The organism is Ensifer sp. ENS08, assembly GCF_014852195.1.
Taxonomy (GTDB): Bacteria; Pseudomonadota; Alphaproteobacteria; order Rhizobiales; family Rhizobiaceae; genus Ensifer; species Ensifer adhaerens.
On the sequence record NZ_JACVBF010000015.1, the window covers coordinates 78,883 to 100,857 of the forward strand.

The window sequence follows — 21,975 nt, forward strand, 5'->3', positions numbered from 1 at the left end:
CATGCAAGGAGTGGCTGAGATGGCCGCAACGGCAACAGCAGGCTCGGTGGCGGCCGCCGCACCGAAGGTCGAGGAACATATGGACCCGAAGAGGCTGATCGCCTTCTTCGCCATGGTCGTCGGCATGTTCATGGCCATCCTCGACATCCAGATCGTCTCGGCCTCGCTTGCCGAGATCCAGGCCGGCCTTTCGGCCGGTTCCGACGAGATCGGCTGGGTGCAGACCTCCTATCTCATTGCCGAAGTCATCATGATCCCGCTCTCGGGCACGCTGGCGCGCATCGTCTCGACGCGTGTGCTGTTCTCGGTTTCGGCGGCGGGCTTCACCGCGGCAAGCGCGCTTGCGGCGACCGCGACGAACATCGACCAGATGATCGTCTACCGCGCGATCCAGGGCTTCATCGGCGGCGGCATGATCCCGTCGGTCTTTGCGGCCGCCTTCACCATCTTCCCGCCGTCGAAGCGCAACATCGTCTCGCCGATCATCGGCCTGATCGCCACGCTTGCCCCGACGATCGGTCCGACGGTCGGCGGCTATCTTAGCCACGCCTTCTCCTGGCACTGGCTGTTCCTCGTCAACGTCATTCCCGGCATCATCGTTGCGACGCTCACCTGGACCTTCATCGACTTCGACAAGCCGGAGCTTGGCCTGTTCAAGAAGTTCGACTGGTGGGGTCTCGCCTCGATGGCGATCTTCCTCGGCGCGCTCGAATACGTGCTGGAAGAGGGCAACACCAACGACTGGTTCAACGACGAGCACATTGTTATCGGTGCCGTCGCTTCGGCGATTGCCGCCATCGTGTTCTTCTACCGCGCCTTCAAGGTGGAGTTCCCGGTCGTCGACCTCAGGGCCTTTGCCAACCGAAACTTCGCCTTCGGCTCGATGTTCTCCTTCGTCATGGGCATCGGCCTTTATGGTCTCACTTATCTCTATCCGCTCTATCTCGGCCGTATCCGCGGCTACGATTCGCTGATGATCGGCGAGACCATGTTCGTCTCGGGCCTCGCCATGTTCTTCACGGCGCCGGTTGCGGGTATTCTCTCGGGTAAGCTCGATCCGCGCGTGCTGATGACGATCGGCTTCACCAGCTTTGCCAGCGGCACCTGGATCATGGGGCACCTGACGGCCGACTGGGACTTCTACGAGCTGTTCATCCCGCAGATCCTGCGCGGCGTCGGGCTGATGCTGTGCATGGTGCCGATCAACAACATCGCGCTCGGCACCATGCCGCCGGCGCGCATGCGCGGCGCCTCGGGCCTGTTCAACCTGACCCGTAACCTCGGCGGCGCGGTGGGGCTTGCGGTTATCAACACGATCCTGACCCAGCGCCAGGACTTCCACTATGCCCGCCTTGCCGAGCATATCCAGTGGGGTAACCCGGAAGCCATGGAACGCTTCAACAACATGGCCGCCAACTTCAACGCCCATGGTCTCGACGGCACGACGATCGCGATCAAGCAGCTTGCGGGCATGGCGCAGAAGCAGGCGATCATCCTGTCCTTCGGCGACATTTTCATGCTGCTGACGGTGCTGTTCCTGTCGCTGATCCTCGGCGTCATGATGATCAAGAAGCCCGAGGGCGTCGGCCCTAGCGGCGGCGGTCACTAGCTCCCCCTCTTAAGCAGGACGCGACTCTCGATTTACGCGAGCCGCGCCTTGCGGCACACTTCTGTCCCAAGTGTGAGAGGGGGAGCGGCATGCGGCGATCGGGTTCTGACGGCATATCCAGGCGATCATTCGTTGCGGGCCTTGCTGGTCTCGGGGCAGCGCTTGCTGCCTCCCGAAGCCGCGCCGCAGTCCCGGCCATCGACGCGACATTCTTGTTTTCCAACGATATCCATGCCTGCCTCGTTTCGATCGAAGGGCTGGCTCCCAACTGCGCGGCCGAAGGCAAGACGGACGCCAATCTGCTGCGCCACGTCGCGGCGCTGAATGCCGTGCACGCCATGCGCTGGCCGGAGACGGTTGCCGGCAAGCCGAGCGGGCTTGCAAGCGCCGGGCGAGAGATCGGCAAGCCGCTCGGCCTGGTGCTCGGCGGCGATCTCACCGATGACGGCGGCGGCCAGGTGCGCCAGCCGCGCGAGGGGCGGCAGTTGCAGCAATTCTCAAGTCGCTACCAGGAAGGGGCGGGACCCGACCACGTCCACATGCCCGTCTATGTCGGCCTCGGCAACCACGACCTCGACCAGGATGGGCCCCCGCCGCATGTCGACTGGTATCGCCGCGAACTGCGCGACTATGTCGAGTTCAACCACCGCCAGTCGGTGTTCTACAAGCCTCCGGTGCCGGTCACCAACTACGATCCCCTGTCGGATTGCTACTCCTGGGACTGGGGCGGGCTGCATCTGGTGCAGTTGCAGCGCTTCGGCGGCGACGAGACCAAGGGTGCGGTCAATGCGCTGCCCTGGCTGAAACAGGATCTGGCGTCCTATGCCGCCGACGGCCGGCCGGTGATCCTCTTCCAGCACTATGGCTGGGACGCCTTTTCGACCGAGGTCTGGGATGCGAAGGCCAGGACTTTCGACGACGAAGGTGACGGCGCTCCGCATTGGTGGAGCATCCCTCAGCGCCAGGCGCTGCTCGACACCGTCAAAGGCAGCAACGTCATCGGCCTGTTCCACGGCCATCAGCACGAAACCGCAATGATCTACCGGCAGGGCGGGCTCGATCTCATCAAGCCGAAGGCGGCTTACATGGGCGGCTTTGCCCTCGTGCGCGTGACCGATGGCTTCATGGACGTGGCGCTGGCGGAGGCTGGGCAGAGCCATGGCGAGGTTGTCTTTACCGATGCCTTCAGCAAGCTCCTTTCATAGGTCGAAAACTCTATCTGAATCAAATATTTAAGGTGTCGAATTCCCTGTTTCTGGATAGCGGGGCGGCGCTCATTTCCCGCGTCTTGCGGATTTTTGATTTACGTACATCAGAAATTCCTCTAAAGGCAGAACCCGGAGGAAAACATGCGCCCGACAGTTCACGATATCGCTGCTAGAGCCGGGGTCAGCCTCGCGACCGTCGACCGGGTTCTGAACAACCGGCCGGGCGTGCGTGGTGTCACCCGCGACAAGGTCGAGCGCGCCATCGAAGCGCTCGGCTATGTGCGCGACGTCGCCGCCGCCAACCTCGCCAAGAGCCGGATCTACCCGCTGGTCTTCATCCTGCCGGAGGGCGACAACACCTTCATGCGCGGCCTTGCGGCCGAGGTGGAGGCGGCGAAGGCGCGCTCGGCAGTCGAGCGCACGGCGATCACGGTCTTTTCCGTGCCGGCCTTCGACCCGGAAGCGTTAGCTGCAGCGCTTCATAAAGCGCGGGCGCTTGACCCGGCCGGCGTCGCGGTCGTTGCGATCGATGCGCCCGAGGTCGTCAGTGCGGTAGATGCGCTGCGTGAAGACGGCGTCGCCGTCGTGACGTTGGTTTCCGACCTGCCGGGATCGTCGCGCGATCATTTCGCCGGTGTCGACAACGTTGCCGCCGGCCGGACCGCCGGCACCCTGATGGGACGTTTCCTCGGTGGCCGAAACGGCCCGGTGGCGATCGTAGCCGGCTCGATGCTGGTTCGCGACCATCGCGACCGTCTCGAAGGTTTTGGCGCGGCCATGGCAGAAAGTGCGCCTGGCCGCCGGCTGCTGCCCGTCGTCGAAGGCCATGACGATCCGGCCGAGGTCGATCGCCTCGTCTCCAACCTTCTCGCCGATCAACCGGAGCTTGCCGGCATCTACAGTCTCGGCGCCGGCAATCGCGGCCTGATCGCGGCACTGGAAAAGGCAGGTCGCGAAAAGGCTGTCTGCGCCATCGCCCATGAACTGACGCCGCACAGCCGCGCGGCACTTCTTTCCGGCACGCTCGACGCTCTCCTCAATCAGGACGGCGGCCATGAGGTGCGCAGCGCCATCCGGGTGCTGAAGGCCCGCGCCGACGGCCTTTCGGTGATCGGGGCGCAGGAGCGCATCCGCATCGAAATTTTCCTGAAGGACAACCTGCCGGTCGATCCGGCGTAGCGCTTTGAATTTACGCAGTTCTTTCGAAGAATTGCTCAATGGAGGCAAGCATGTATCTCGGACTGGATCTCGGCACTTCGGGCGTCAAGGCAATGTTGATCGATGGCGGCCAGCGCATCGTCGGTTCCGCCTCCGGCGCGCTCGACGTCTCGCGGCCGCATCCCGGCTGGTCGGAACAGGACCCGGCCGATTGGGTGCGCGCCACCGAAGAGGCAATTGCCGGGCTGAAGGCGGCACACCCGGCGGAGCTTTCGGCGGTGCGCGGTATCGGCCTTTCCGGCCAGATGCACGGTGCGACGCTGCTTGACGCCGACGACCGGGTGCTTCGGCCCTGCATCCTCTGGAACGACACCCGCAGCTTCCGAGAGGCGGCAGCGCTCGATGCGGACCCGCAGTTCCGCGCCATCACCGGCAACATCGTCTTCCCCGGCTTCACCGCACCGAAGCTTGCCTGGGTGCGGGCCAACGAGCCCGACATCTTCGCCAAGGTGCGCTGGGTGCTGCTGCCGAAGGATTATCTGCGCCTGTGGCTGACCGGCGAGCACATGTCGGAAATGTCCGACAGCGCCGGCACTGCCTGGCTCGATACCGGCAAGCGGCAGTGGTCGGAAAGCCTGCTTGCCGCCACCGACATGGACGAAAAGCAGATGCCGAGCCTGGTCGAGGGAACCGATGCGGCCGGGAAGCTGCGTTCGGAACTGGCCGCGCGCTGGGGCATTTCCGGTGACGTCGTGGTTGCCGGCGGTGCAGGCGACAATGCGGCTTCTGCCTGTGGCATGGGCACGGTCGGCGAGGGCAATGCCTTCGTCTCGCTCGGTACCTCGGGTGTTCTCTTCGCGGCGAATGCAAGCTACTTGCCCAACCCGGAAAGCGCCGTGCACGCTTTCTGCCACGCGCTGCCGAATACCTGGCACCAGATGGGCGTGATCCTGTCTGCGACCGATGCGTTGAACTGGTACTCCGGCATCGCCGGCCGCAGTGCTGCCGACCTGAGCGCCGAACTCGGCGATCATCTGAAGGCGCCTTCGGGCGTCACTTTCCTTCCCTATCTGTCGGGCGAGCGTACGCCGCACAATGACGCGGCGATCCGTGGCGCCTTTGTCGGGCTTGGCCATGAGAGCGGCCGGGTGGTGCTGACCCAGGCGGTGATGGAGGGCGTGTCCTTCGCCATTCGCGACAGCCTGGAAGCCTTGCGCGCCGCCGGCACGACGCTTTCTCGGGTGACGGCGATCGGTGGTGGTTCGCGCTCGCGCTACTGGCTCAAATCGATCGCCACGGCGCTCAACCTGCCGGTCGATCTGCCCGCCGACGGCGATTTCGGCGCTGCCTTCGGGGCGGCCCGCCTTGGCCTGATCGCCGCGACCGGTGCCGATCCCGTTATCACCTGCTACGCCCCACAGACGGCCGAGACCATTGCGCCGGAGGCGTCGCTGGTTTCGGCCTATGAGGCGAGCTACCAGCGCTACCGCCGGCTCTATCCGGCGATCAAGGGCGCCGTGTCGTGATACGGCGCCCCCTGTCTCGATCCGCCGCCGCGTGCTCAGCCGGCCGGAACCTTGTCGAGGAAACCGGTGACCGTCTTCAGGCGACCATCTTCGATCTGGCAGACATCGGTGCCTTCGATGACAGAGGGAACGCCGTCCGGACCGAGTGCCCAGGAAAAGCGGATCGTGTCGGCGTAACCGTCGGCGGCACCCTTCAGCGTGAAGCGGAAGCCGGGGAACTGTCCGTGCACACCGGCAATGAGCGCATCCACGCCGGCATGGCCGTCGCCCTGCATGATCGGGTCGCGATAGGCGACGTCGGCGGTGAAGGCCTTCTCGATCAGGCCGGCGCGGCTTGCGGCGTCGGTCGTGTTCCAGGCGGCGATGTAGGCTCTAGCGATAGCGTTGAAGTCGTGCATCGAAGTGTTCCTTTCGTTTGGCGTTTCGATGCTTCCGGTATCGCCGGACGAGGGAATGAAACCAATTACCTTCCACGTAATGGCCGCGCCTATCGCATGGGCGACGCCGGCCGACACCACTCTTGAAAGAGGAGCAAGACCCGTGAGCACTGGCTTTTTCGGCGATATCGCCAATATCAAATATGAAGGACCGGATAGCGCCAACCCGCTCGCCTTCCGCCATTACAACAAGGACGAGGTCGTGCTCGGCAAGCGCATGGAAGATCACCTGCGCTTCGCGGTTGCCTACTGGCACACCTTCGTCTGGCCGGGCGGCGACCCCTTCGGCGGACAGACCTTCGAACGTCCCTGGTTCAAGGACGACATGGCTGCGGCCAAGCTGAAGGCCGACGTCGCCTTCGAATTCTTCGACCTGCTCGGCGTCCCGTTCTATTGCTTCCACGATGCCGACGTGCGCCCGGAAGGCAAAAGCTTCGTCGAGAACACGAAGAACCTCAACGAGATTGTCGACTACTTCGAAAAGAAGCAGGCCGAGACCGGTGTCAACCTGCTGTGGGGCACGGCGAACCTCTTCTCCAACCGGCGCTACATGTCGGGTGCGGCGACCAATCCGGATCCGGATGTCTTCGCGTTCGCAGCCGCGACGGTGAAAACCTGCCTTGACGCCACCAAGCGCCTCGGCGGCCAGAACTACGTGCTCTGGGGCGGTCGTGAAGGCTACGAGACGCTGCTCAATACCGACATGAAGCGCGAGCTCGACCAGCTCGGCCGTTTCGTCAACCTCGTCGTCGAGTACAAGCACAAGATCGGCTTCAAGGGCGCGATCCTGATCGAGCCGAAGCCGCAGGAACCGACCAAGCACCAGTACGACTACGACGTCGCGACGGTCTACGGCTTCCTGAAGAACTACGGCCTGGAAAACGAGGTGAAGGTCAACATCGAGCAGGGCCATGCGATCCTCGCCGGCCACTCCTTCGAGCACGAGCTGGCGCTTGCCAACGCGCTCGGCATCTTCGGCTCGATCGACATGAACCGCAACGACTACCAGTCCGGCTGGGATACCGACCAGTTCCCGAACAACGTGCCGGAAATGGCGCTCGCCTATTACCAGGTTCTTGCCGGCGGCGGCTTTGCGACCGGCGGCACGAACTTCGACGCCAAGCTGCGTCGCCAGTCGATCGATCCGGAGGACCTGCTGATCGGCCATATCGGCGGCATGGATTGCTGCGCGCGTGGCCTGAAGGCAGCGGCAAAAATGATCGAGGACAACGCGCTCTCCGCACCGCTCGAAGGCCGCTATGCCGGCTGGCAGGTGCCGGAAGCCAAGAAGATGCTCGACGGCGGCTTCTCGCTGGAAGAGATCGAGGCCTGGGTGCTGAAGTCGGACCTCAACCCGCAGCCGAAGTCCGGCAAGCAGGAGCTGCTCGAAAACGTCGTCAACCGCTACGTCTGAGCGGAGATGGATATCGAAAGGGCGCCTCGAAAGCGCCCTTTCTCTTCGTCGACGCGCACGGGAGGCGATCATTGATGTCGCGGATTTCTGCAGCGAGGGCGTGCCGTGGCTGGTCTAATGCCGTGTGCAATGAAATCGATTACAAAACTTTTCGGAATCCGGTCGTGCGCTGTTGCCCCTCGCTGAAAATCTGCTAGCTTCGGCGCCTGCAACGTTTCAGATCCGGCAGTTCTGGGAGAAAACAAAGGCGTGCAATCGCCTTTCATGCCGGCTGTCAGGACAAGGCCAACACCAATTTCGGCCGTTCCATCGGGAGGAAAATCAGCATGAAGACCATCAAGGGGCCAGGGCTCTTTCTTGCGCAATTCGCCGGCGATGCCGCGCCGTTCAATTCCTGGGATGCGATCACCAAATGGGCGGCCGATTGCGGCTACAAGGGCGTGCAGGTGCCGAGCTGGGACGCGCGGCTGATCGATCTGAAAAAGGCGGCGACCTCGAAAGCCTATTGCGACGAGTTCGCCGGCACGGCGCGCGACAATGGCGTCGAGGTAACCGAGCTTTCGACCCATCTGCAGGGTCAGCTCGTCGCCGTGCATCCGGCCTATGATGAAGCCTTCGAGGGGTTTGCAGCACCCGAGGTGCGCGGCAATCCCAAAGCACGCCAGGCCTGGGCGGTGGAACAGGTGAAGCTGGCGCTGATGGCCTCGAAGAACCTCGGCCTCAACGCCATGGCAAGCTTCTCCGGCGCGCTCGCCTGGCCTTTCGTCTATCCCTGGCCGCAGCGGCCGGCCGGTCTCGTCGAGACCGCCTTCGATGAACTGGCGAAGCGCTGGAAGCCGATCCTCGACCATGCCGAGGATTGTGGCGTCGACGTCTGCTACGAGATCCATCCGGGCGAGGATCTGCACGACGGCATCACCTACGAGATGTTCCTGGAGCGCACCGGCAACCATGCCCGCGCCTGCATGCTCTACGACCCTTCGCACTACGTGCTGCAGTGCCTCGACTATCTCGACAATATCGACATCTACAAGGACCGCATCCGCATGTTCCACGTCAAGGACGCGGAGTTCAACCCGACCGGGCGCCAGGGCGTCTACGGCGGCTACCAGGGTTGGGTCAACCGCGCCGGCCGCTTCCGCTCGCCCGGCGACGGCCAGGTGGATTTCGGTGCGGTGTTCTCGAAGATGGCCGCCAACGATTTCGCCGGCTGGGCGGTGGTCGAGTGGGAATGCGCGCTGAAACATCCAGAGGATGGGGCACGCGAGGGTGCCGATTTCGTCAAGCATCACATCATCCGCGTGACCGAGAAGGCGTTCGACGACTTTGCCGGGGCTGGCACGGACGAGGCGGCCAACCGGCGCATGCTCGGTATCTGAGGCAGGTAGGACCTGAGGGTGCGACTGCCCGCTCTCCTCGGGTTAACCCGAGGACTGGCCCTCTTCCCGCAGGCGGGGAGAGGGGACGTGGATTGCCGCTGACCACGGGTTATCGTGGCTGCTGTTGCTGCGGTTTCGCAAGCGGGTGCGGCATGAGCCCTTCTCCCCGCGTGCGGGGAGAAGGTGCCGGCGGGCGAATGAGGGGCATCCCTTGCGCCAGGAAACGAACAAACAACACGGAACGAACAGGGGAGAAGATCATGGCAATCGAAGGAACGAGCGAGAAGCGCGAGCGTCGCATCCGGCTCGGCATGGTGGGCGGCGGCTCCGGCGCATTCATCGGCGCGGTGCATCGCATCGCAGCCCGTATCGACGATCACTATGAGCTGGTGGCCGGCGCGCTGTCGTCGACGCCGGAAAAGGCGGAAAGCTCAGGCCGAGAGCTCGGGCTCGATCCGTCGCGGGTCTATTCCGACTTCAAGCAGATGGCGATCCGCGAAGCGAAGCTGAAGGATGGCATCGAGGCGGTGGCGATCGTCACGCCAAACCATGTGCACTACGCTGCGGCCAAGGAATTCCTGAAGCGCGGCATCCACGTGATCTGCGACAAGCCGCTGACTTCGACGCTTGGCGACGCGAAGAAGCTGAAGAAAGCGGCGGACGAGAGCGATGCGCTGTTCGTGCTGACGCACAATTACACCGGCTATCCGATGGTACGGCAGGCGCGCGAGATGGTCGCCAATGGCGAGATCGGTGCGGTGCGGCTGGTGCAGATGGAGTACCCGCAGGACTGGCTCACCGAAAACATCGAGCAGTCGGGCCAGAAGCAGGCGGCCTGGCGCACCGATCCGGCGCGCTCGGGCGCTGGCGGCTCGACGGGTGATATCGGCACGCACGCCTATAATCTCGGCGCCTTCGTATCGGGTCTCGAACTCGAAGAACTCGCTGCCGATCTCGACAGCTTCGTTGGCGGCCGCCAGCTCGACGACAACGCCCATGTGATGATGCGCTTCAAGGCGAAGGACGGCGAGCGCGCCAAGGGGCTGCTCTGGTGCAGCCAGGTGGCGCCCGGCCACGAGAACGGCCTTATGGTGCGCGTTTACGGCACCAAGGGCGGGCTTGAATGGACGCAGAAGGACCCGAACTATCTCTGGTACACGCCGTTCGGTGAGCCGAAGCGCCTGCTCACCCGCGCCGGCGCCGGGGCGGGTGCGGCCGCAAACCGCGTCAGCCGTATTCCGTCGGGCCATCCGGAAGGTTACCTGGAAGGCTTCGCCAACATCTACACGGAGGCGGCGCGCGCCATCTTTGCCAAGCGCAAGGGCGAGAAGATCGATCCGGCCGTCACTTACCCGACCATCGACGATGGCATGAAGGGCATGGTCTTCGTCGACGCCTGCGTACAGTCATCCAAACGAAATGGGGCGTGGGTAAAGGTATAGCCGCAGGCCAATACCGGCGGAAGGACGGGGCTTTCCCGCCCTTTTTCGCGAGTTGACATTTGCCGGCATGGATTTAGGTCGGCCCGCTACAAACCGAAAACCAAGGTCCCGCTGGCAGCGGGGCCGGAACGAGACGAGACAAAGAGATGACCGATCCCAAGATCCTGGCAGAGCGCTTCCCGGGCGATTTCGTATTCGGGGTGGCGACCGCCTCCTTCCAGATCGAAGGCGCGACCAAAGCTGACGGGCGCAAGCCGTCGATCTGGGATGCCTTTTCGAACATGCCGGGCCGTGTCTTCGGGCGTCACAACGGCGATGTCGCCTGCGATCACTACAATAGGCTCGACGAGGATCTGGACCTGATCAAGAGCCTCGGCGTCGATGCCTATCGGTTTTCCGTTGCCTGGCCGCGGATCATTCCTGAAGGCACCGGCCCGATCAACGAAAAGGGTCTCGATTTCTACGACCGCCTCGTCGACGGTCTGAAGGCGCGTAACATCAAGGCCTTCGCCACGCTTTATCATTGGGATCTGCCGCTGGCACTGATGGGCGATGGCGGCTGGACGGCCCGCACGACGGCCTATGCCTTCCAGCGCTACGCCAAGACCGTGATCGCCCGCCTCGGCGACCGGCTCGACGCGGTCGCGACCTTCAACGAGCCCTGGTGCTCGGTGTGGCTCAGCCACCTCTATGGCATCCATGCGCCGGGCGAGCGCAACATGGACGCAGCCCTGCATGCGCTGCACTTTACCAATCTGGCGCACGGGCTCGGCGTCGACGCCATCCGCTCCGAGCGGCCGAGCTTGCCTACGGGCATCGTCATCAATGCGCATTCGGTCTACCCGGGTAGCGACAGCGCGGCCGACAGGAAAGCCGCCGATCGCGCCTTCGACTTCCACAATGGCGTCTTCTTCGGTCCGATCTTTAAGGGGGAGTACCCCGAAAGCTTCATGAGCGCGCTCGGCCATCGCATGCCGGCGATCGAAGACGGCGACATGGAGACGATCTCCCGGCCGCTCGACTGGTGGGGGCTCAACTACTACACGCCGATGCGGGTCAGTGCCGATCCGGCCAAGGGCGCAGAATATCCGGCAACCATCAATGCCAAGCCGGTGAGCCAGACAAAGACGGATATCGGTTGGGAGGTTTACGCTCCGGCGCTCGGCAGCCTGGTCAAGACGCTGAACGCGACCTACCAGCTGCCCGACTGCTACATCACCGAGAACGGCGCCTGCTACAACATGGGTGTCGAGAACGGCATTGTCGACGACCAGCCGCGGCTCGACTATATCGCCGACCACTTGTCGGTGACGGCGGATCTGATCGCCGAGGGTTATCCGATGCGCGGCTATTTCGCCTGGAGCCTGATGGACAATTTCGAATGGGCCGAAGGTTACAAGATGCGTTTCGGCATCGTCCATGTCGACTACGACACGCAGGTCCGCACCATCAAGAAGAGCGGTGAGTGGTACCAGGCTCTGGCCGAACAGTTCCCGAAGGGCAACCACATCTGACGCTCAAGCGGGCGGGCTCACCCGCTCGCAACGCTTCCGTGCGGCTCGGTCAATTCACCGCCGGACCGGCAGGACTTCCAGGCTCTGCCGGTCGAGCTGGGCCAGCACTTCCTTGAAACCGTAGCGCGGCTTCCAGTCGAGCTTTTCGATCGCAGCACTCGGGTCATACACCCGGTCGATGGTCGCGGGCAGCGGCCAGTCGCGATCGGCAAAGGCCTGCGACAGTTTTGGCGCACGCTCACGCAGGAGCCCTGCGGCATCCTCCGCCAGCCGGCGGCAATCCGTTGGAAGGAACGGCGTTTCGCCCGAGATGATGTAGCGCTGAAAAGCCGGGCCGCCATTGTCGAGTGCTGCCACATGCGCGGCAGCCACGTCGCGCGCATCGATGCCGCGGTGCAGGCGGTAGCTTGCGATACGATCGGCGACCTCCGGGAAACAGCGCGACATGCGCAGCACCCGCACATGCAAAGCACGATCCGCCGCGTTTTCGAGCAGAGCTTCGGCCGCAAGCTTGGTGTGGTGGTAGATGGTGTGCGGCTTCGGCGGCGTCTCCTCGGTGATCCAGGCGCAGCCGCCTTCCGTGACCGCGTGACCATAAAGTGCCGTCGTGCTGGTAAAGACGATGCGGCCGACGCCGGCGGCCTGGGCTGCGGCAATCACCAGATGGGTGCCCATCACATTGACGCGCTCGAACTCCTGGTCGGCGACGGCGTCTACATGTGGCGCGTGCAGGGCCGCCGTATGGATGACGGCGTCCGTCCCTTCCATCGCGCGCTCCAGCAGTTCGCCATCGACGAGATCGCCGACGACGGCCGTCGTGCCGAAGGGCGCGCGATCGATGCCGATGACGTCATGGTCGGCGGCGGCGAGCGCGTTGTAGATCGCTCTGCCGATGCGGCCGGAACTTCCGGTCAAGACGATGCGCATTTCTCACCTCATAATCCTGTTCCTGCCCGTTAGCATGAAATGCGGTCGGACACAGTCCGCCCGAGCAAGGATTTCCAAGATGGCGATTTGCGGGATGACGGCGCGTTGCGAAGCAAAAGAGCATGGTTTTGCCGTTGCTTGGCAAATTCGGAAAAATCATGCCTGTGAAAGGGCGTGGCAATTCTCCATAAGACCCGTAGATTATGTCGCATGCGGGCCATGCGGCAGCAAAGTTGAACTGACTGGTTGCTTGATGTTAGAGAAGTGCTCCCTGTTCCGAATGCGTTGTCGAATGTCGGCCTGACCAGACGCGCGTTCCATCCCGGCCAGGCCCGGGATCATGAGTTTTGAACATCCGAGAGCACTTATGTACCCGCACATTCCGACTGCGCCTCATTCGGGGAATTCCGAACGATGAGCGTTTCCGCCCAAAACGCCGCGCCATCGGCTGACGCGGCCGTCGTCTTCGACGGCGTTTCCAAGCATTTCCCCGCGTCCGGCACCAGCGGCGCCTTCACTGCGCTCGACAAGGTCTCGCTGACCGTCGACCGTGGTTCGATCACCGGCATCATCGGCCGCTCCGGCGCTGGCAAGTCGACGCTGATCCGACTGGTCAACGGGCTCGAAAAGCCGACGGGCGGCAAGGTGCTGGTTGACGGCGTCGATGTCGGCGGGCTCGACGAGGCGGCGCTGCGCAGCCTTCGCCGCTCCGTCGGCATGATCTTCCAGCACTTCAACCTGCTGTCCTCGCGCACCGTGTTCGGAAACGTCGCGCTGCCGCTCGAAATATCCGGCATGGACAAGCGCGCGATCGAACAGCGCGTTCGGCCGCTGCTCGATCTCGTCGGTCTCGCCGATAAGCACGGGCGCTATCCGGCCGAACTTTCAGGCGGCCAGAAACAGCGCATCGGCATCGCCCGGGCGCTTGCGACCGAGCCGAAGCTCCTGCTCTCCGACGAGGCGACCTCGGCGCTCGATCCGGAAACGACCCAGTCGATCCTGGAGCTTTTGAAGCGCATCAATGCCGATCTCGGCCTGACGGTGCTGCTCATCACTCACGAGATGGAAGTGGTGAAGGCGGTGACCTCAGACGTCGCCGTCATCGATCATGGCCGCATCGTCGAGCGTGGCCACACCTTCGACGTCTTCACCCATCCGAAGCACGAGACGACGCGGGCGCTGCTCTCGGGGCTGCCGGGTTCGAAGCTTCCAGACGCGGTCGCCCGCGCCCTGAAGCCTGCACCCGCGGCCGGCGATCGCGCCGTCGTGCGGCTCACCTTCTTCGGGGCTGCGGCCGAGAAGCCGCTGATCTCGCAGCTGATCAAGTCTGTCGGCGCCGAGGTCAACATCATCGCCGGCACGATCGACGAGATCGGCGGCGCGCCCTATGGCTCGCTGGTCGTCGCCTATGGCGCGGATGCCGAGACGTCCGGCCGCGCCGAACGCTTCTTTGTCGAAAACGGTCTGGTCACGGAGGTGCTCGGTTATGTCGCCTGATATTCTCCTGCGCATCGGCGGGGCCACGGTCGACACGATTTACATGGTCGCCATCGCCGGCCTGATCGGCTCGCTGATCGGCGGGCCAATCGGCATCTTCCTCGCCACCAGCGGCAAAGGTGAACTCTTCCCGGCGCCGACGCTCAACCGCATCATCGGGCTGATCGTCAACGCCACGCGCTCGACGCCGTTCATCATCCTCGTCGTCGCCATCATTCCGTTTACCCGACTGCTCACCGGCACCTCCATCGGTACGAAGGCTGCGATTGTGCCCTTGACGATTGCCACCATTCCCTTTGTCGCACGCCTGGTGGAAGCGGCGATCCGCGAGATCGACAAGGGCCTGATCGAGGCGGCGCGCGCCATGGGCGCGACCCCGATGCAGATCGTCTTCAAGGTGCTGCTCGCCGAAGCGCGGCCCGCGCTGACCCTGGCGCTCACCATGACCGCCGTCAGCCTCATCGGCTATTCGGCGATGGTCGGTGCCGTCGGCGGCGGCGGGCTCGGCGACCTCGGCATCCGCTACGGCTACCAGCGCTTCATGCCCGACGTGATGCTCGTCGTCGTCATCGTGCTGATCGTGCTGGTGCAGCTCGTCCAGAGCGCCGGCGACGGGCTGGCGCGGCGTTTCGACAAGAAAAACCGCAAGACCTGATTCCTCCCAAGACTGAACGTGAACAAGGAGACGACCATGAAGAAGCTTATCATCGCGGCAGCGATTGCCGCTCTTTCCGCCGGCACGGCACTCGCCGAAACCATCAAGGTCGGCGTCACGCCGGGCGAACACGCCCAGATCATGGAGAAGGTGAAGGAAATCGCAGCTCCCAAGGGCCTCGATATCGAGATCCTCGAATTCTCCGACTATGTCGTCCCGAACCAGGCTCTGGCTGACGGCGACCTCAACGCCAACTCGTTCCAGCACCAGCCCTATCTCGACAACCAGATCGCCGATCGTGGTTTCGACATCGTCAGCGTCGGCACCACCATCACCACCCCGATGGGCGTCTATTCGCAGAAGGTGAAGAGCCTCGACGAGCTCAAGGACGGCGCCACGATCGCCATCCCGAACGACCCGACCAATGGCGGCCGCGCGCTGCTGGTTCTGGCGTCGAAGGGCCTGATCAAGGTCAAGGAAGAGGTCGGCCTCAAGGTCACGCCGGCCGACATCACCGAGAACCCGAAGAACATCACGTTTGCCGAGCTCGACGCTGCCCAGCTGCCGCGCTCGCTGCAGGACGTCGATGCCGCCGTCATCAACACCAACTACGCGATGGAGGCCGGCCTGCACCCGAAGAAGGACGCGATCGCGATCGAAGGCGAGAAGTCGCCCTACGCCAACGTGATTGCCGTGCGCAAGGCCGACAAGGATGCTCCGTGGGTGAAGACCCTGGTCGAATCCTACCACGACGAAAAGGTGAAGGCCTTCATCAACGACACCTTCAAGGGCGCGCTGATCCCGAGCTGGTAAGCGTCTCTGGTAAAGAGAAACATGGACCGCGCGCTGCAACTTGCGGCGCGCGGTTTTTCTTTGACCGCATGGCTTGCTTGGCTATCCTCCTGGCACTTCGAGGAGGACGAACCATGAGCGTCTTGAAAGGCGGATGTCTCTGCGGTGCAATCCGGTATGAGCTGAACCGTGAGCCGCTCTTTTCCGGTTTCTGCCATTGCCGCGATTGCCAGCGCACGACAGGCACCGGTCATTGCTGTTACATGATCTTCGAGCGGGCCGATGTGACGATGTCGGGAACCGGCCGCGGCTACGAGACGCGCGCTGAAAACGGCAATCCTTCGATCCGCTATTTTTGCGAAACCTGCGGCAGCCAGGTTTATGGCTCCGGCCCGCCGGACGATCCGCGTGTGTCGATCTATGCCGGCACACTCGACGACCCCTCGGCGTTTCGCCCGACCGACGCCATTTTCACCCGCAGCCGCCATGAATGGGACCGCAGTGCGTTGGCACTTGAGGAATGCGAGGCGTTGCCGGGCTGACAGGGGAAGTCGGTGCTGTGTTGCTCTGGAAAACTGCCCTTGAGATTGTGGTGCTCACAAATACGCCTCAGAGTCGTGTTCATTGCGGTGCAACCATGTCGCCATTCGAGGCTTAGATGAGATATAGAAACAGCGGTGTTGGCCGGTTGTTTGTTGTGGCACTTGCCATGTTTCTGCCGACGGAGAGAGGGGCTGCGGAGCCGCTTGGCGAGGGCAAGTTTCACGTTCGCTACGCATTTTCGTTGGGCGGTAAGCTTCTTTCTTACGCTGAAGTCGCATGCGATTATGGAAAGACCTGCCTGCTCTTCACCGATCAAAAAGGTGTGGAGCTGAGTCTGCGTCCGGATAGGGACGGTGAAGGCGGAGCGCTGATGGTCAGCTGTGGTGACACTCACTGCGGCTTCTCAAGCCCGGCAATATGGTCGACTGACAACAGCCGGCTGGAAGAGTTTGTTGTGGTTGAACGGTCGCCATCCGACTTTGGTCAGGAACTTGTCATCCAGATACGCCGCCGAATCGGTAGTATCCTTCTGAAGTTTCCTCCAACCGAAAGCCCGGTGATCGTACAACCCGACATCAAGCTATGATTGTCAGCTACCGAGGTGGCGCTCGCCGCGCTTCTTGGCAAGTTCGATCTGCCGTTGGCGCTGGCGGTAGCGTTCGCGGTCCTCGTCGGTGCGGACCTCGTGGCAATGGATGCAGGAGACGCCGTCCTCGTGGTGCGGTGAAGCGAGGTCCGCCTTGGTCAGCGGCTGGCGGCAGGCGTGGCAGAGCGTGTGCTCGCCTTCCTCGAGGCCATGGGTGACGGAGACGCGATCGTCGAAGACGAAGCAGGCGCCTTCCCAGAGGCTTTCTTCTTGGGGCACTTCTTCGAGATATTTCAGGATGCCGCCCTTGAGGTGGTACACCTCATCAAAGCCCTGTTCCTTCATGAAGGCGGTCGCCTTCTCGCAGCGGATGCCGCCGGTGCAGTACATGGCGATCTTCGGCTTGTTGTGCAGGCCGGTGTTGTTGCGCACCCAATCGGGAAATTCGCGGAAAGTTTTGGTGTTCGGATCGACCGCGCCCTTGAAGATGCCGATCGCGGTTTCGTAGTCGTTGCGCGTATCGATGACGATCGTCTCGGGATCGGAGATCAGTGCATTCCAATCCTTCGGATCGACATAGGTGCCGACGATCTTGTTGGGGTCGATATCCTCGACGCCCATGGTGACGATTTCCTTCTTCAACCGCACCTTCATGCGCAGGAACGGCATGGACGATGCACGGCTTTCCTTGTGCTCCAGTGCGCCGAATTCGGGCTGCGCGCGCAGGAACGAGAGCACCGCGGCGATGCCGGCATCCGTGCCGGCGATCGTGCCGTTGATGCCTTCATGCGCCAGAAGCAGCGTTCCCTTGACGCCGTTTTCGTCGCAGACGGCCTGCAGCGGTTCGCGAAAATCGGCGAAACGCGGGAAGCGTGCGAAATGATAGAGCGCGGCCACCAGAAACTGGCCATGCGTCTCACCATGGGGCTCAGGGCGCGGGGTCGTGAAAATGTCGGTCATGGCCGGTGCAAATACAGCTTTCGCGCCGCAAGCGCAATCGCGGCGGGGGCCAGGGGCACTCTGTCGCGGCGCGGACAGTCGGCCCGCCCGCCGAAATTTCGCCAAAACATCAGCGCGCGGCGTCGAGCCAGAGCAACCGGATCGTTCGGCTTTCGTCGTCCGGTTCCTCCTGGAAGACCTCGGCGGCGAGATCAAGAGCGTGCTTGCGCAAGCTTCCCTGTCGGTCGATGACGGCCGCGATGAGGTGGGCCTGATCCTGACTGTTACCGGCAAGCCCCGGATCCTCGTTGATCAACTGGGTCATGACCGCGAGATCGTTGAGGTGCCCGAGCGTGTCGACCAGCGCTTTAGCCTCGGCGCGCTTGGCCTGCAGGGCGGAAGGCCAGACCGCGTGCATCAGGCCGAGATGCATGCGGTAGTCCTGCGCCCGCTTTCGCAGCTCGTGGAACGCCGGGGCTTCCGAAGTCTCGCTGCATGCCTGCCTGGCGCGCTTGGCCCGCCTCAGAGTGCGCCGCCATCCCTTCGTCAGCCGGTCTGCGGTCTTGCGGCGTCGATCGTCGAATGTCACTTGGCTGAGGGCCTGCAGTGCCTGCTCGCAGCGCACGATGGTGGCTGCCACGCGGTCCTCGATATCGGTCGCGCTTGCCGTGATGCGGTCCCGGCGTGTCGTCAGCCGCTCGCAGACATGGGTGAGCGCCCGTTCTTCCTCCTCGTTGCACGCGGCTGCCTTGAGGTAATGGGCGTTCTCGACCAGTGCGGCCGCGTCCCGAACGGTTGAGAGGTTGCGGGCCATGTCGCGGATGCGCGCATTCTCATGCTTCTGAAAAAGCGGCACGTCCGCTGCGACGAGACGGTACAGCGAGCGCAGGCGCTTGAAATTCTTGCGGGCGTCATGGATCGCCTCGTGCACCCCGTCAGGCCGATCCTCGAGTGTCATCACCGCCTGTGTGAGCTGTTCGGCGGCGATCGTGCGGAAGTCTTCGGAAAAAGGCCGTCCAGGTTCGAAGGCGTAAGTCATGGTTGCGGTTCCGTCAGTCCTTCTGTGGCGAGGGACTGGTTGGAGTAGCGGCGATCGCCCGTGATTTCCTGCCCGACCCAATCGGGCAGCGCCGGCATGTCGGTTTCGCGCTTCATCTCGACTTCCGCAACGACGAGGCCTTTGAGCGCGCCTCCATAGACGTCGACTTCCCAGGTGAACCCCTTGTGCGGCACCCGGTAGCGCCTCTTCTCGATGACGATCCCGACCGCCTGGGTCAGCATCTCGCGGGCATCGTCCATCGGCAGGTCGTACTCGTATTCGTTTCTGACCAGTGCCGACTTGCCGATCTTGATGGTCAGCCGCGCCCATTTGTCGCCGTGGATGCGCACGCGCAGCGAGCGGTCGTCCATGGTCACGACATAGGCCTGCCTGAGGTCAATGCCCTTGTCCGCACGCTCTCGCCACCCATCGGAAGCGACGAGAAACTTGCGCTCTATTTCCTTCGCCATGGAAAATCCGCCATTTCGAGGGCCCGCGGCCTTCAACCTATCGCTTTCACGCAAAGGCTCAAGTCATCTCTTTGTCGCAAGTTGCATATTACCGTTGCCTTACATGCGAAAGCCGCGCTCCCGCCGCCTTGGGTCTCGACAACCGGTGGCAGGGGGAGTATGCGGAGGGCATATTCAATCGTTTTAAAAAGGACGATCGGCATGAGCGCGAAATCCGACAGGCTTCTTTCAACCCTCAAACTGGCGCCGGTTGTTCCGGTGCTGGTGATCGACGACGTGGCGACCGCCGTTCCCCTGGCGCGCGCGCTCGTTGCCGGCGGGTTGAAGGCGATCGAGATCACGTTGCGCACGCCGGCCGCACTCGAAGCGATCCGCGCCGTTGCCAACGAAGTCGAAGGCGCTGTTGCTGGCGCCGGTACGATCCTCAACGCCGCCCAGTTCGAAGCCGCGGTCGAAGCCGGCTCGAAGTTCATCGTCAGCCCCGGCACGACGCAGGAACTGATCGATGTGGCCAACGACCACGAGGTGCCGCTGCTGCCAGGTGCGGCGACGGCGAGCGAAGTCATGGGTCTGCGTGAAGAAGGCTACGACGTCATGAAGTTCTTCCCGGCCGAGCAGGCCGGCGGCGCCGCCTACCTCAAGTCGCTGTCCTCGCCGCTTGCCGGCACGCTCTTCTGCCCGACGGGCGGCATTTCCCTTGCCAATGCGCGCGACTATCTGACGCTGCCCAACGTCGTTTGTGTCGGCGGCTCCTGGGTTGCGCCGAAGGAACTGGTTGCCAAGGGCGACTGGGCCGGCATCACCAAGCTTGCGGCAGAAGCCTTCGTGCTCAAGGGCTGAGCGGCAATCAACGCCTTCCGTTTTTTGAAAGGCCGGGTGGAGAGCCCGGCCTTTTTCTTTGGCTGTACAGCGTCGCTCGCCTCTGGCGCGAATTTGTATTTTCCCTGCAACGTTCCTATGTCTCAATCCATTCAGCGACGGGCGCGCGGGCGGCGCACCCTTGCGCTCGCCTTCAACCGCCCGGAACCGACAAGGAGCGAAACCCGATGTTCGACGCGAAGAAATTGCTGGATCAGTTTCTGGGATCGCAGGTGCCCGGTGCCGGCGGCACGGTGCGCGATCGCGCGACCCAGGCGACGCAGCTTGCCAAGGACAATCCACTGGCGAGCGGCGCCATTGCCGCTGTTCTGCTCGGCACCAAGTCGGGTCGACAGCTGGCCGGCAACGCCGCCGTGCTTGGCGGTCTCGCGGCGATCGCCGGTCTCGGCTACCAAGCCTACAAGAATTATCAGGCCGGCAATACGCCGGGCGGCGCAACGGTTGCCAAGGGCGAGCCGGAACTTCTGCCGCCGCCGGCCGATTCCGGCTTCGCCTCTGCTCCGGAAGCCGTCAGCCATGATTTTGCGCTGACGCTCGTGCGCGCAATGATCGCCGCTTCGCGTGCCGACGGCCATATCGACGAGGCCGAGCGCCAGCACATCATGGACAAGCTATCGGTCTCGGGCCTTTCGGCCGATGCCGCGGCGTTCCTCGAAGGCGAGCTTGCCAACCCGGTCGATATCGACGCGATCGTCGGCGCGGCAAAGACCGAAGAGGAGCGCGTGGAGATCTACACCGCGTCGCGCCTGACGATCGAGCCGGAAACCCGTGCGGAGCGCGGCTATCTCGACCTGCTCGCCGGACGCCTCGGACTTCCCGACGCGCTGGTCGATCACATCGAGGCGACGGTCTCGGCCGCCAAGGTGCCGGCCACCGCGTAGGATACCGTTCGGGGGGCATGGTTTCATCACCGGTTCGAACAGGGTTCATCACCAGTTTGAATTTGTGTCGGCCGCCACTCTGGCCTATGCCGAAGGGCAGGGATGAAGGAGGAGCGGCCGATGCAGGATCTGAAGAACTGGAAAGGGTGCCCGGCGCCGAAGGGCGTCGCGCTCGAAGGGCGTTTCGTCAAGCTCGAGGCCTATGAGCGCGACCGGCATCTGCAGGACCTCTGGGACGGCCTCGGCGGTATGGCGATCAACCCGCTGCTCAAATACTTCACGCAGCCGGATTTTAGGGATATCGACGCTTTCGATGCCTGGCTGACGGCGGCGCAGGAGAAATCCGGCTGGGTTACAGAGGTCTTCCGCGACAAGGCGACCGGCATTGTCGTCGGCATGGCCAATTACATGCGTGCCGATCCCGCCAACGGCGTCGTCGAAGTCGGCTCCGTGGCACACGGCGCCGCCATGGCCCGCTCGCCGCTCTCGACCGAAGTGCATTACCTGATGGCGAAGCACGCCTTCGAGGATCTCGGCTATCGCCGCTACGAGTGGAAATGCCATAGCGAGAACATGGCGAGCCGCAAGACCGCCGCCCGGCTCGGTTTTACCTTCGAGGGCATCTTCCGCCAGCACATGATATCCAAGGGCGGCAACCGTGATACGGCCTGGTTTTCGATGATCGACAGCGAATGGCCGCTGCTCAATGCCGCATTCGAAACTTGGCTTGCAGCTGATAATTTCGATGAAGACGGTCGCCAGAAGCGGCGCCTTGAAGATATACGTTCGGATCTGGAGCGGCAGGCGTCGAAATAGGCGCAGGCTGCTTAAGCCGCAGCAGACAACAACAGGGAAGTCATGCAGAACAAGGAAAAGTCACCGGCGATCGCCGCTGCGATCATTCTCGTCGTCGCCGGTCTCGGCTTCTTCGTTCTGCCGTCGATCATGCTCAAGCTCGGCGATATCTCGCCCTGGCTGGCCGCCGCCTTCGGCGTGATCTTCGTGCTCGGCTTCTTCCTGCTCTTCTGGCTCCGAGCCCGCTACCAGCGCAAGCGCGGGCTCTGACGGCCCGATCAGGCC

22 protein-coding genes are annotated in these 21,975 nt (G+C 63.2%); 17 read left to right on the forward strand and 5 right to left on the reverse strand.

Annotated elements, in window-relative coordinates; genetic code table 11:
• Positions 1-19: 19 nt before the first annotated feature.
• The 4 genes from IB272_RS25830 (at position 20) to xylB (ending at position 5,501) form a co-directional block, all read left to right on the forward strand.
• A complete protein-coding gene (locus tag IB272_RS25830) occupies positions 20-1,609 on the forward strand; it encodes a DHA2 family efflux MFS transporter permease subunit (protein WP_089044924.1) in 1,590 nt (529 codons plus the stop codon).
• A gap of 89 nt (positions 1,610-1,698) precedes the next feature.
• A complete protein-coding gene (locus IB272_RS25835; protein ID WP_060581258.1) occupies positions 1,699-2,814 on the forward strand; it encodes a metallophosphoesterase in 1,116 nt (371 codons plus the stop codon).
• A gap of 144 nt (positions 2,815-2,958) precedes the next feature.
• Complete coding sequence (locus IB272_RS25840) at positions 2,959-3,996, forward strand: LacI family DNA-binding transcriptional regulator (RefSeq protein WP_034787022.1); 1,038 nt, start codon at positions 2,959-2,961, stop codon at positions 3,994-3,996.
• A 50-nt stretch (positions 3,997-4,046) separates the two neighbouring features.
• Positions 4,047-5,501, forward strand: a complete 1,455-nt coding sequence (gene xylB / locus IB272_RS25845; RefSeq protein WP_060581312.1) for a xylulokinase — start codon at positions 4,047-4,049, stop codon at positions 5,499-5,501.
• Positions 5,502-5,536: 35 nt separating this feature from the next.
• Here the strand turns inward: xylB and IB272_RS25850 are convergent, their stop codons facing one another.
• On the reverse strand, positions 5,537-5,899 hold the full coding sequence (locus IB272_RS25850) for a nuclear transport factor 2 family protein (RefSeq protein ID WP_060581313.1): 363 nt from the start codon (positions 5,897-5,899) through the stop codon (positions 5,537-5,539).
• Between the two features lie 142 nt (positions 5,900-6,041).
• Here IB272_RS25850 and xylA point away from each other — a divergent pair, with 142 nt between their 5' ends.
• From xylA to IB272_RS25870, 4 genes are all read left to right on the forward strand, one after another.
• Positions 6,042-7,352 (forward strand): xylose isomerase, encoded by a 1,311-nt coding sequence (gene xylA / locus IB272_RS25855; protein WP_060581259.1) that lies wholly within the window; start codon positions 6,042-6,044, stop codon positions 7,350-7,352.
• Positions 7,353-7,678: 326 nt separating this feature from the next.
• Positions 7,679-8,731, forward strand: a complete 1,053-nt coding sequence (locus IB272_RS25860) for a sugar phosphate isomerase/epimerase (RefSeq protein WP_060581260.1) — start codon at positions 7,679-7,681, stop codon at positions 8,729-8,731.
• A 260-nt stretch (positions 8,732-8,991) separates the two neighbouring features.
• A complete protein-coding gene (locus IB272_RS25865) occupies positions 8,992-10,173 on the forward strand; it encodes a Gfo/Idh/MocA family oxidoreductase (RefSeq protein WP_060517518.1) in 1,182 nt (393 codons plus the stop codon).
• 146 nt (positions 10,174-10,319) lie between these two features.
• Positions 10,320-11,687: a GH1 family beta-glucosidase gene (locus IB272_RS25870; protein ID WP_060581261.1), complete on the forward strand. Its 1,368-nt coding sequence runs from the start codon at positions 10,320-10,322 to the stop codon at positions 11,685-11,687.
• Between the two features lie 54 nt (positions 11,688-11,741).
• Here the strand turns inward: IB272_RS25870 and IB272_RS25875 are convergent, their stop codons facing one another.
• Complete coding sequence (locus tag IB272_RS25875; protein ID WP_034787004.1) at positions 11,742-12,614, reverse strand: NAD(P)-dependent oxidoreductase; 873 nt, start codon at positions 12,612-12,614, stop codon at positions 11,742-11,744.
• Positions 12,615-13,028: 414 nt separating this feature from the next.
• Between IB272_RS25875 and IB272_RS25880 the strand changes: the two genes are divergently transcribed.
• From IB272_RS25880 to IB272_RS25900, 5 genes are all read left to right on the forward strand, one after another.
• Positions 13,029-14,111 (forward strand): methionine ABC transporter ATP-binding protein, encoded by a 1,083-nt coding sequence (locus IB272_RS25880; RefSeq protein WP_034787001.1) that lies wholly within the window; start codon positions 13,029-13,031, stop codon positions 14,109-14,111.
• Positions 14,101-14,766 (forward strand): methionine ABC transporter permease, encoded by a 666-nt coding sequence (locus IB272_RS25885; protein ID WP_034786999.1) that lies wholly within the window; start codon positions 14,101-14,103, stop codon positions 14,764-14,766. The genes IB272_RS25880 and IB272_RS25885 overlap by 11 nt, the downstream gene beginning before the upstream one ends.
• A 36-nt stretch (positions 14,767-14,802) precedes the next feature.
• Positions 14,803-15,579, forward strand: a complete 777-nt coding sequence (locus IB272_RS25890; RefSeq protein WP_034786995.1) for a MetQ/NlpA family ABC transporter substrate-binding protein — start codon at positions 14,803-14,805, stop codon at positions 15,577-15,579.
• A 113-nt stretch (positions 15,580-15,692) separates the two neighbouring features.
• Positions 15,693-16,100 (forward strand): GFA family protein, encoded by a 408-nt coding sequence (locus IB272_RS25895; RefSeq protein WP_063893522.1) that lies wholly within the window; start codon positions 15,693-15,695, stop codon positions 16,098-16,100.
• A gap of 116 nt (positions 16,101-16,216) precedes the next feature.
• Positions 16,217-16,687: a hypothetical protein gene (locus tag IB272_RS25900; protein WP_060517522.1), complete on the forward strand. Its 471-nt coding sequence runs from the start codon at positions 16,217-16,219 to the stop codon at positions 16,685-16,687.
• Between the two features lie 3 nt (positions 16,688-16,690).
• On the opposite strand, the gene IB272_RS25905 is transcribed toward IB272_RS25900, so the two are convergent.
• The 3 genes from IB272_RS25905 to IB272_RS25915 form a co-directional block, all read right to left on the reverse strand.
• Positions 16,691-17,647, reverse strand: a complete 957-nt coding sequence (locus IB272_RS25905) for a rhodanese-related sulfurtransferase (protein WP_060581262.1) — start codon at positions 17,645-17,647, stop codon at positions 16,691-16,693.
• Positions 17,648-17,756: 109 nt separating this feature from the next.
• Positions 17,757-18,665: a CHAD domain-containing protein gene (locus IB272_RS25910; RefSeq protein WP_060581263.1), complete on the reverse strand. Its 909-nt coding sequence runs from the start codon at positions 18,663-18,665 to the stop codon at positions 17,757-17,759.
• Positions 18,662-19,135: a CYTH domain-containing protein gene (locus tag IB272_RS25915; protein ID WP_034786982.1), complete on the reverse strand. Its 474-nt coding sequence runs from the start codon at positions 19,133-19,135 to the stop codon at positions 18,662-18,664. The genes IB272_RS25910 and IB272_RS25915 overlap by 4 nt, the downstream gene beginning before the upstream one ends.
• Positions 19,136-19,336: 201 nt before the next feature.
• Between IB272_RS25915 and IB272_RS25920 the strand changes: the two genes are divergently transcribed.
• The 4 genes from IB272_RS25920 to IB272_RS25935 all read left to right on the forward strand — a co-directional run bounded on the left by IB272_RS25920 (position 19,337) and on the right by IB272_RS25935 (position 21,960).
• Positions 19,337-19,975 (forward strand): 2-dehydro-3-deoxy-phosphogluconate aldolase, encoded by a 639-nt coding sequence (locus IB272_RS25920; RefSeq protein ID WP_034786978.1) that lies wholly within the window; start codon positions 19,337-19,339, stop codon positions 19,973-19,975.
• Positions 19,976-20,181: 206 nt separating this feature from the next.
• A complete protein-coding gene (locus tag IB272_RS25925) occupies positions 20,182-20,895 on the forward strand; it encodes a tellurite resistance TerB family protein (RefSeq protein WP_034786977.1) in 714 nt (237 codons plus the stop codon).
• Between the two features lie 120 nt (positions 20,896-21,015).
• On the forward strand, positions 21,016-21,711 hold the full coding sequence (locus IB272_RS25930; RefSeq protein ID WP_060517647.1) for a GNAT family protein: 696 nt from the start codon (positions 21,016-21,018) through the stop codon (positions 21,709-21,711).
• Positions 21,712-21,753: 42 nt separating this feature from the next.
• Positions 21,754-21,960, forward strand: coding sequence for a hypothetical protein (locus IB272_RS25935; protein ID WP_034786975.1), 207 nt, complete (start codon positions 21,754-21,756; stop codon positions 21,958-21,960).
• The last annotated feature ends 15 nt before the right edge of the window (positions 21,961-21,975 follow it).

Coding starts and splice junctions, on each gene's coding strand:
- IB272_RS25840 (WP_034787022.1), top strand. CDS start 2,959: ATGCGCCCGACAGTTCACGATATCGCTGCTAGAGCCGGGGTCAGCCTC.
- IB272_RS25865 (WP_060517518.1), top strand. CDS start 8,992: ATGGCAATCGAAGGAACGAGCGAGAAGCGCGAGCGTCGCATCCGGCTC.
- IB272_RS25900 (WP_060517522.1), top strand. CDS start 16,217: ATGAGATATAGAAACAGCGGTGTTGGCCGGTTGTTTGTTGTGGCACTT.
- IB272_RS25935 (WP_034786975.1), top strand. CDS start 21,754: ATGCAGAACAAGGAAAAGTCACCGGCGATCGCCGCTGCGATCATTCTC.
- IB272_RS25890 (WP_034786995.1), top strand. CDS start 14,803: ATGAAGAAGCTTATCATCGCGGCAGCGATTGCCGCTCTTTCCGCCGGC.
- IB272_RS25885 (WP_034786999.1), top strand. CDS start 14,101: ATGTCGCCTGATATTCTCCTGCGCATCGGCGGGGCCACGGTCGACACG.
- IB272_RS25850 (WP_060581313.1), bottom strand. CDS start 5,899: ATGCACGACTTCAACGCTATCGCTAGAGCCTACATCGCCGCCTGGAAC.
- IB272_RS25925 (WP_034786977.1), top strand. CDS start 20,182: ATGTTCGACGCGAAGAAATTGCTGGATCAGTTTCTGGGATCGCAGGTG.
- IB272_RS25930 (WP_060517647.1), top strand. CDS start 21,016: ATGCAGGATCTGAAGAACTGGAAAGGGTGCCCGGCGCCGAAGGGCGTC.
- IB272_RS25920 (WP_034786978.1), top strand. CDS start 19,337: ATGAGCGCGAAATCCGACAGGCTTCTTTCAACCCTCAAACTGGCGCCG.
- xylB (WP_060581312.1), top strand. CDS start 4,047: ATGTATCTCGGACTGGATCTCGGCACTTCGGGCGTCAAGGCAATGTTG.
- IB272_RS25860 (WP_060581260.1), top strand. CDS start 7,679: ATGAAGACCATCAAGGGGCCAGGGCTCTTTCTTGCGCAATTCGCCGGC.
- IB272_RS25835 (WP_060581258.1), top strand. CDS start 1,699: ATGCGGCGATCGGGTTCTGACGGCATATCCAGGCGATCATTCGTTGCG.
- IB272_RS25910 (WP_060581263.1), bottom strand. CDS start 18,665: ATGACTTACGCCTTCGAACCTGGACGGCCTTTTTCCGAAGACTTCCGC.
- IB272_RS25875 (WP_034787004.1), bottom strand. CDS start 12,614: ATGCGCATCGTCTTGACCGGAAGTTCCGGCCGCATCGGCAGAGCGATC.
- IB272_RS25905 (WP_060581262.1), bottom strand. CDS start 17,647: ATGACCGACATTTTCACGACCCCGCGCCCTGAGCCCCATGGTGAGACG.
- IB272_RS25895 (WP_063893522.1), top strand. CDS start 15,693: ATGAGCGTCTTGAAAGGCGGATGTCTCTGCGGTGCAATCCGGTATGAG.
- IB272_RS25870 (WP_060581261.1), top strand. CDS start 10,320: ATGACCGATCCCAAGATCCTGGCAGAGCGCTTCCCGGGCGATTTCGTA.
- IB272_RS25915 (WP_034786982.1), bottom strand. CDS start 19,135: ATGGCGAAGGAAATAGAGCGCAAGTTTCTCGTCGCTTCCGATGGGTGG.
- IB272_RS25880 (WP_034787001.1), top strand. CDS start 13,029: ATGAGCGTTTCCGCCCAAAACGCCGCGCCATCGGCTGACGCGGCCGTC.
- IB272_RS25830 (WP_089044924.1), top strand. CDS start 20: ATGGCCGCAACGGCAACAGCAGGCTCGGTGGCGGCCGCCGCACCGAAG.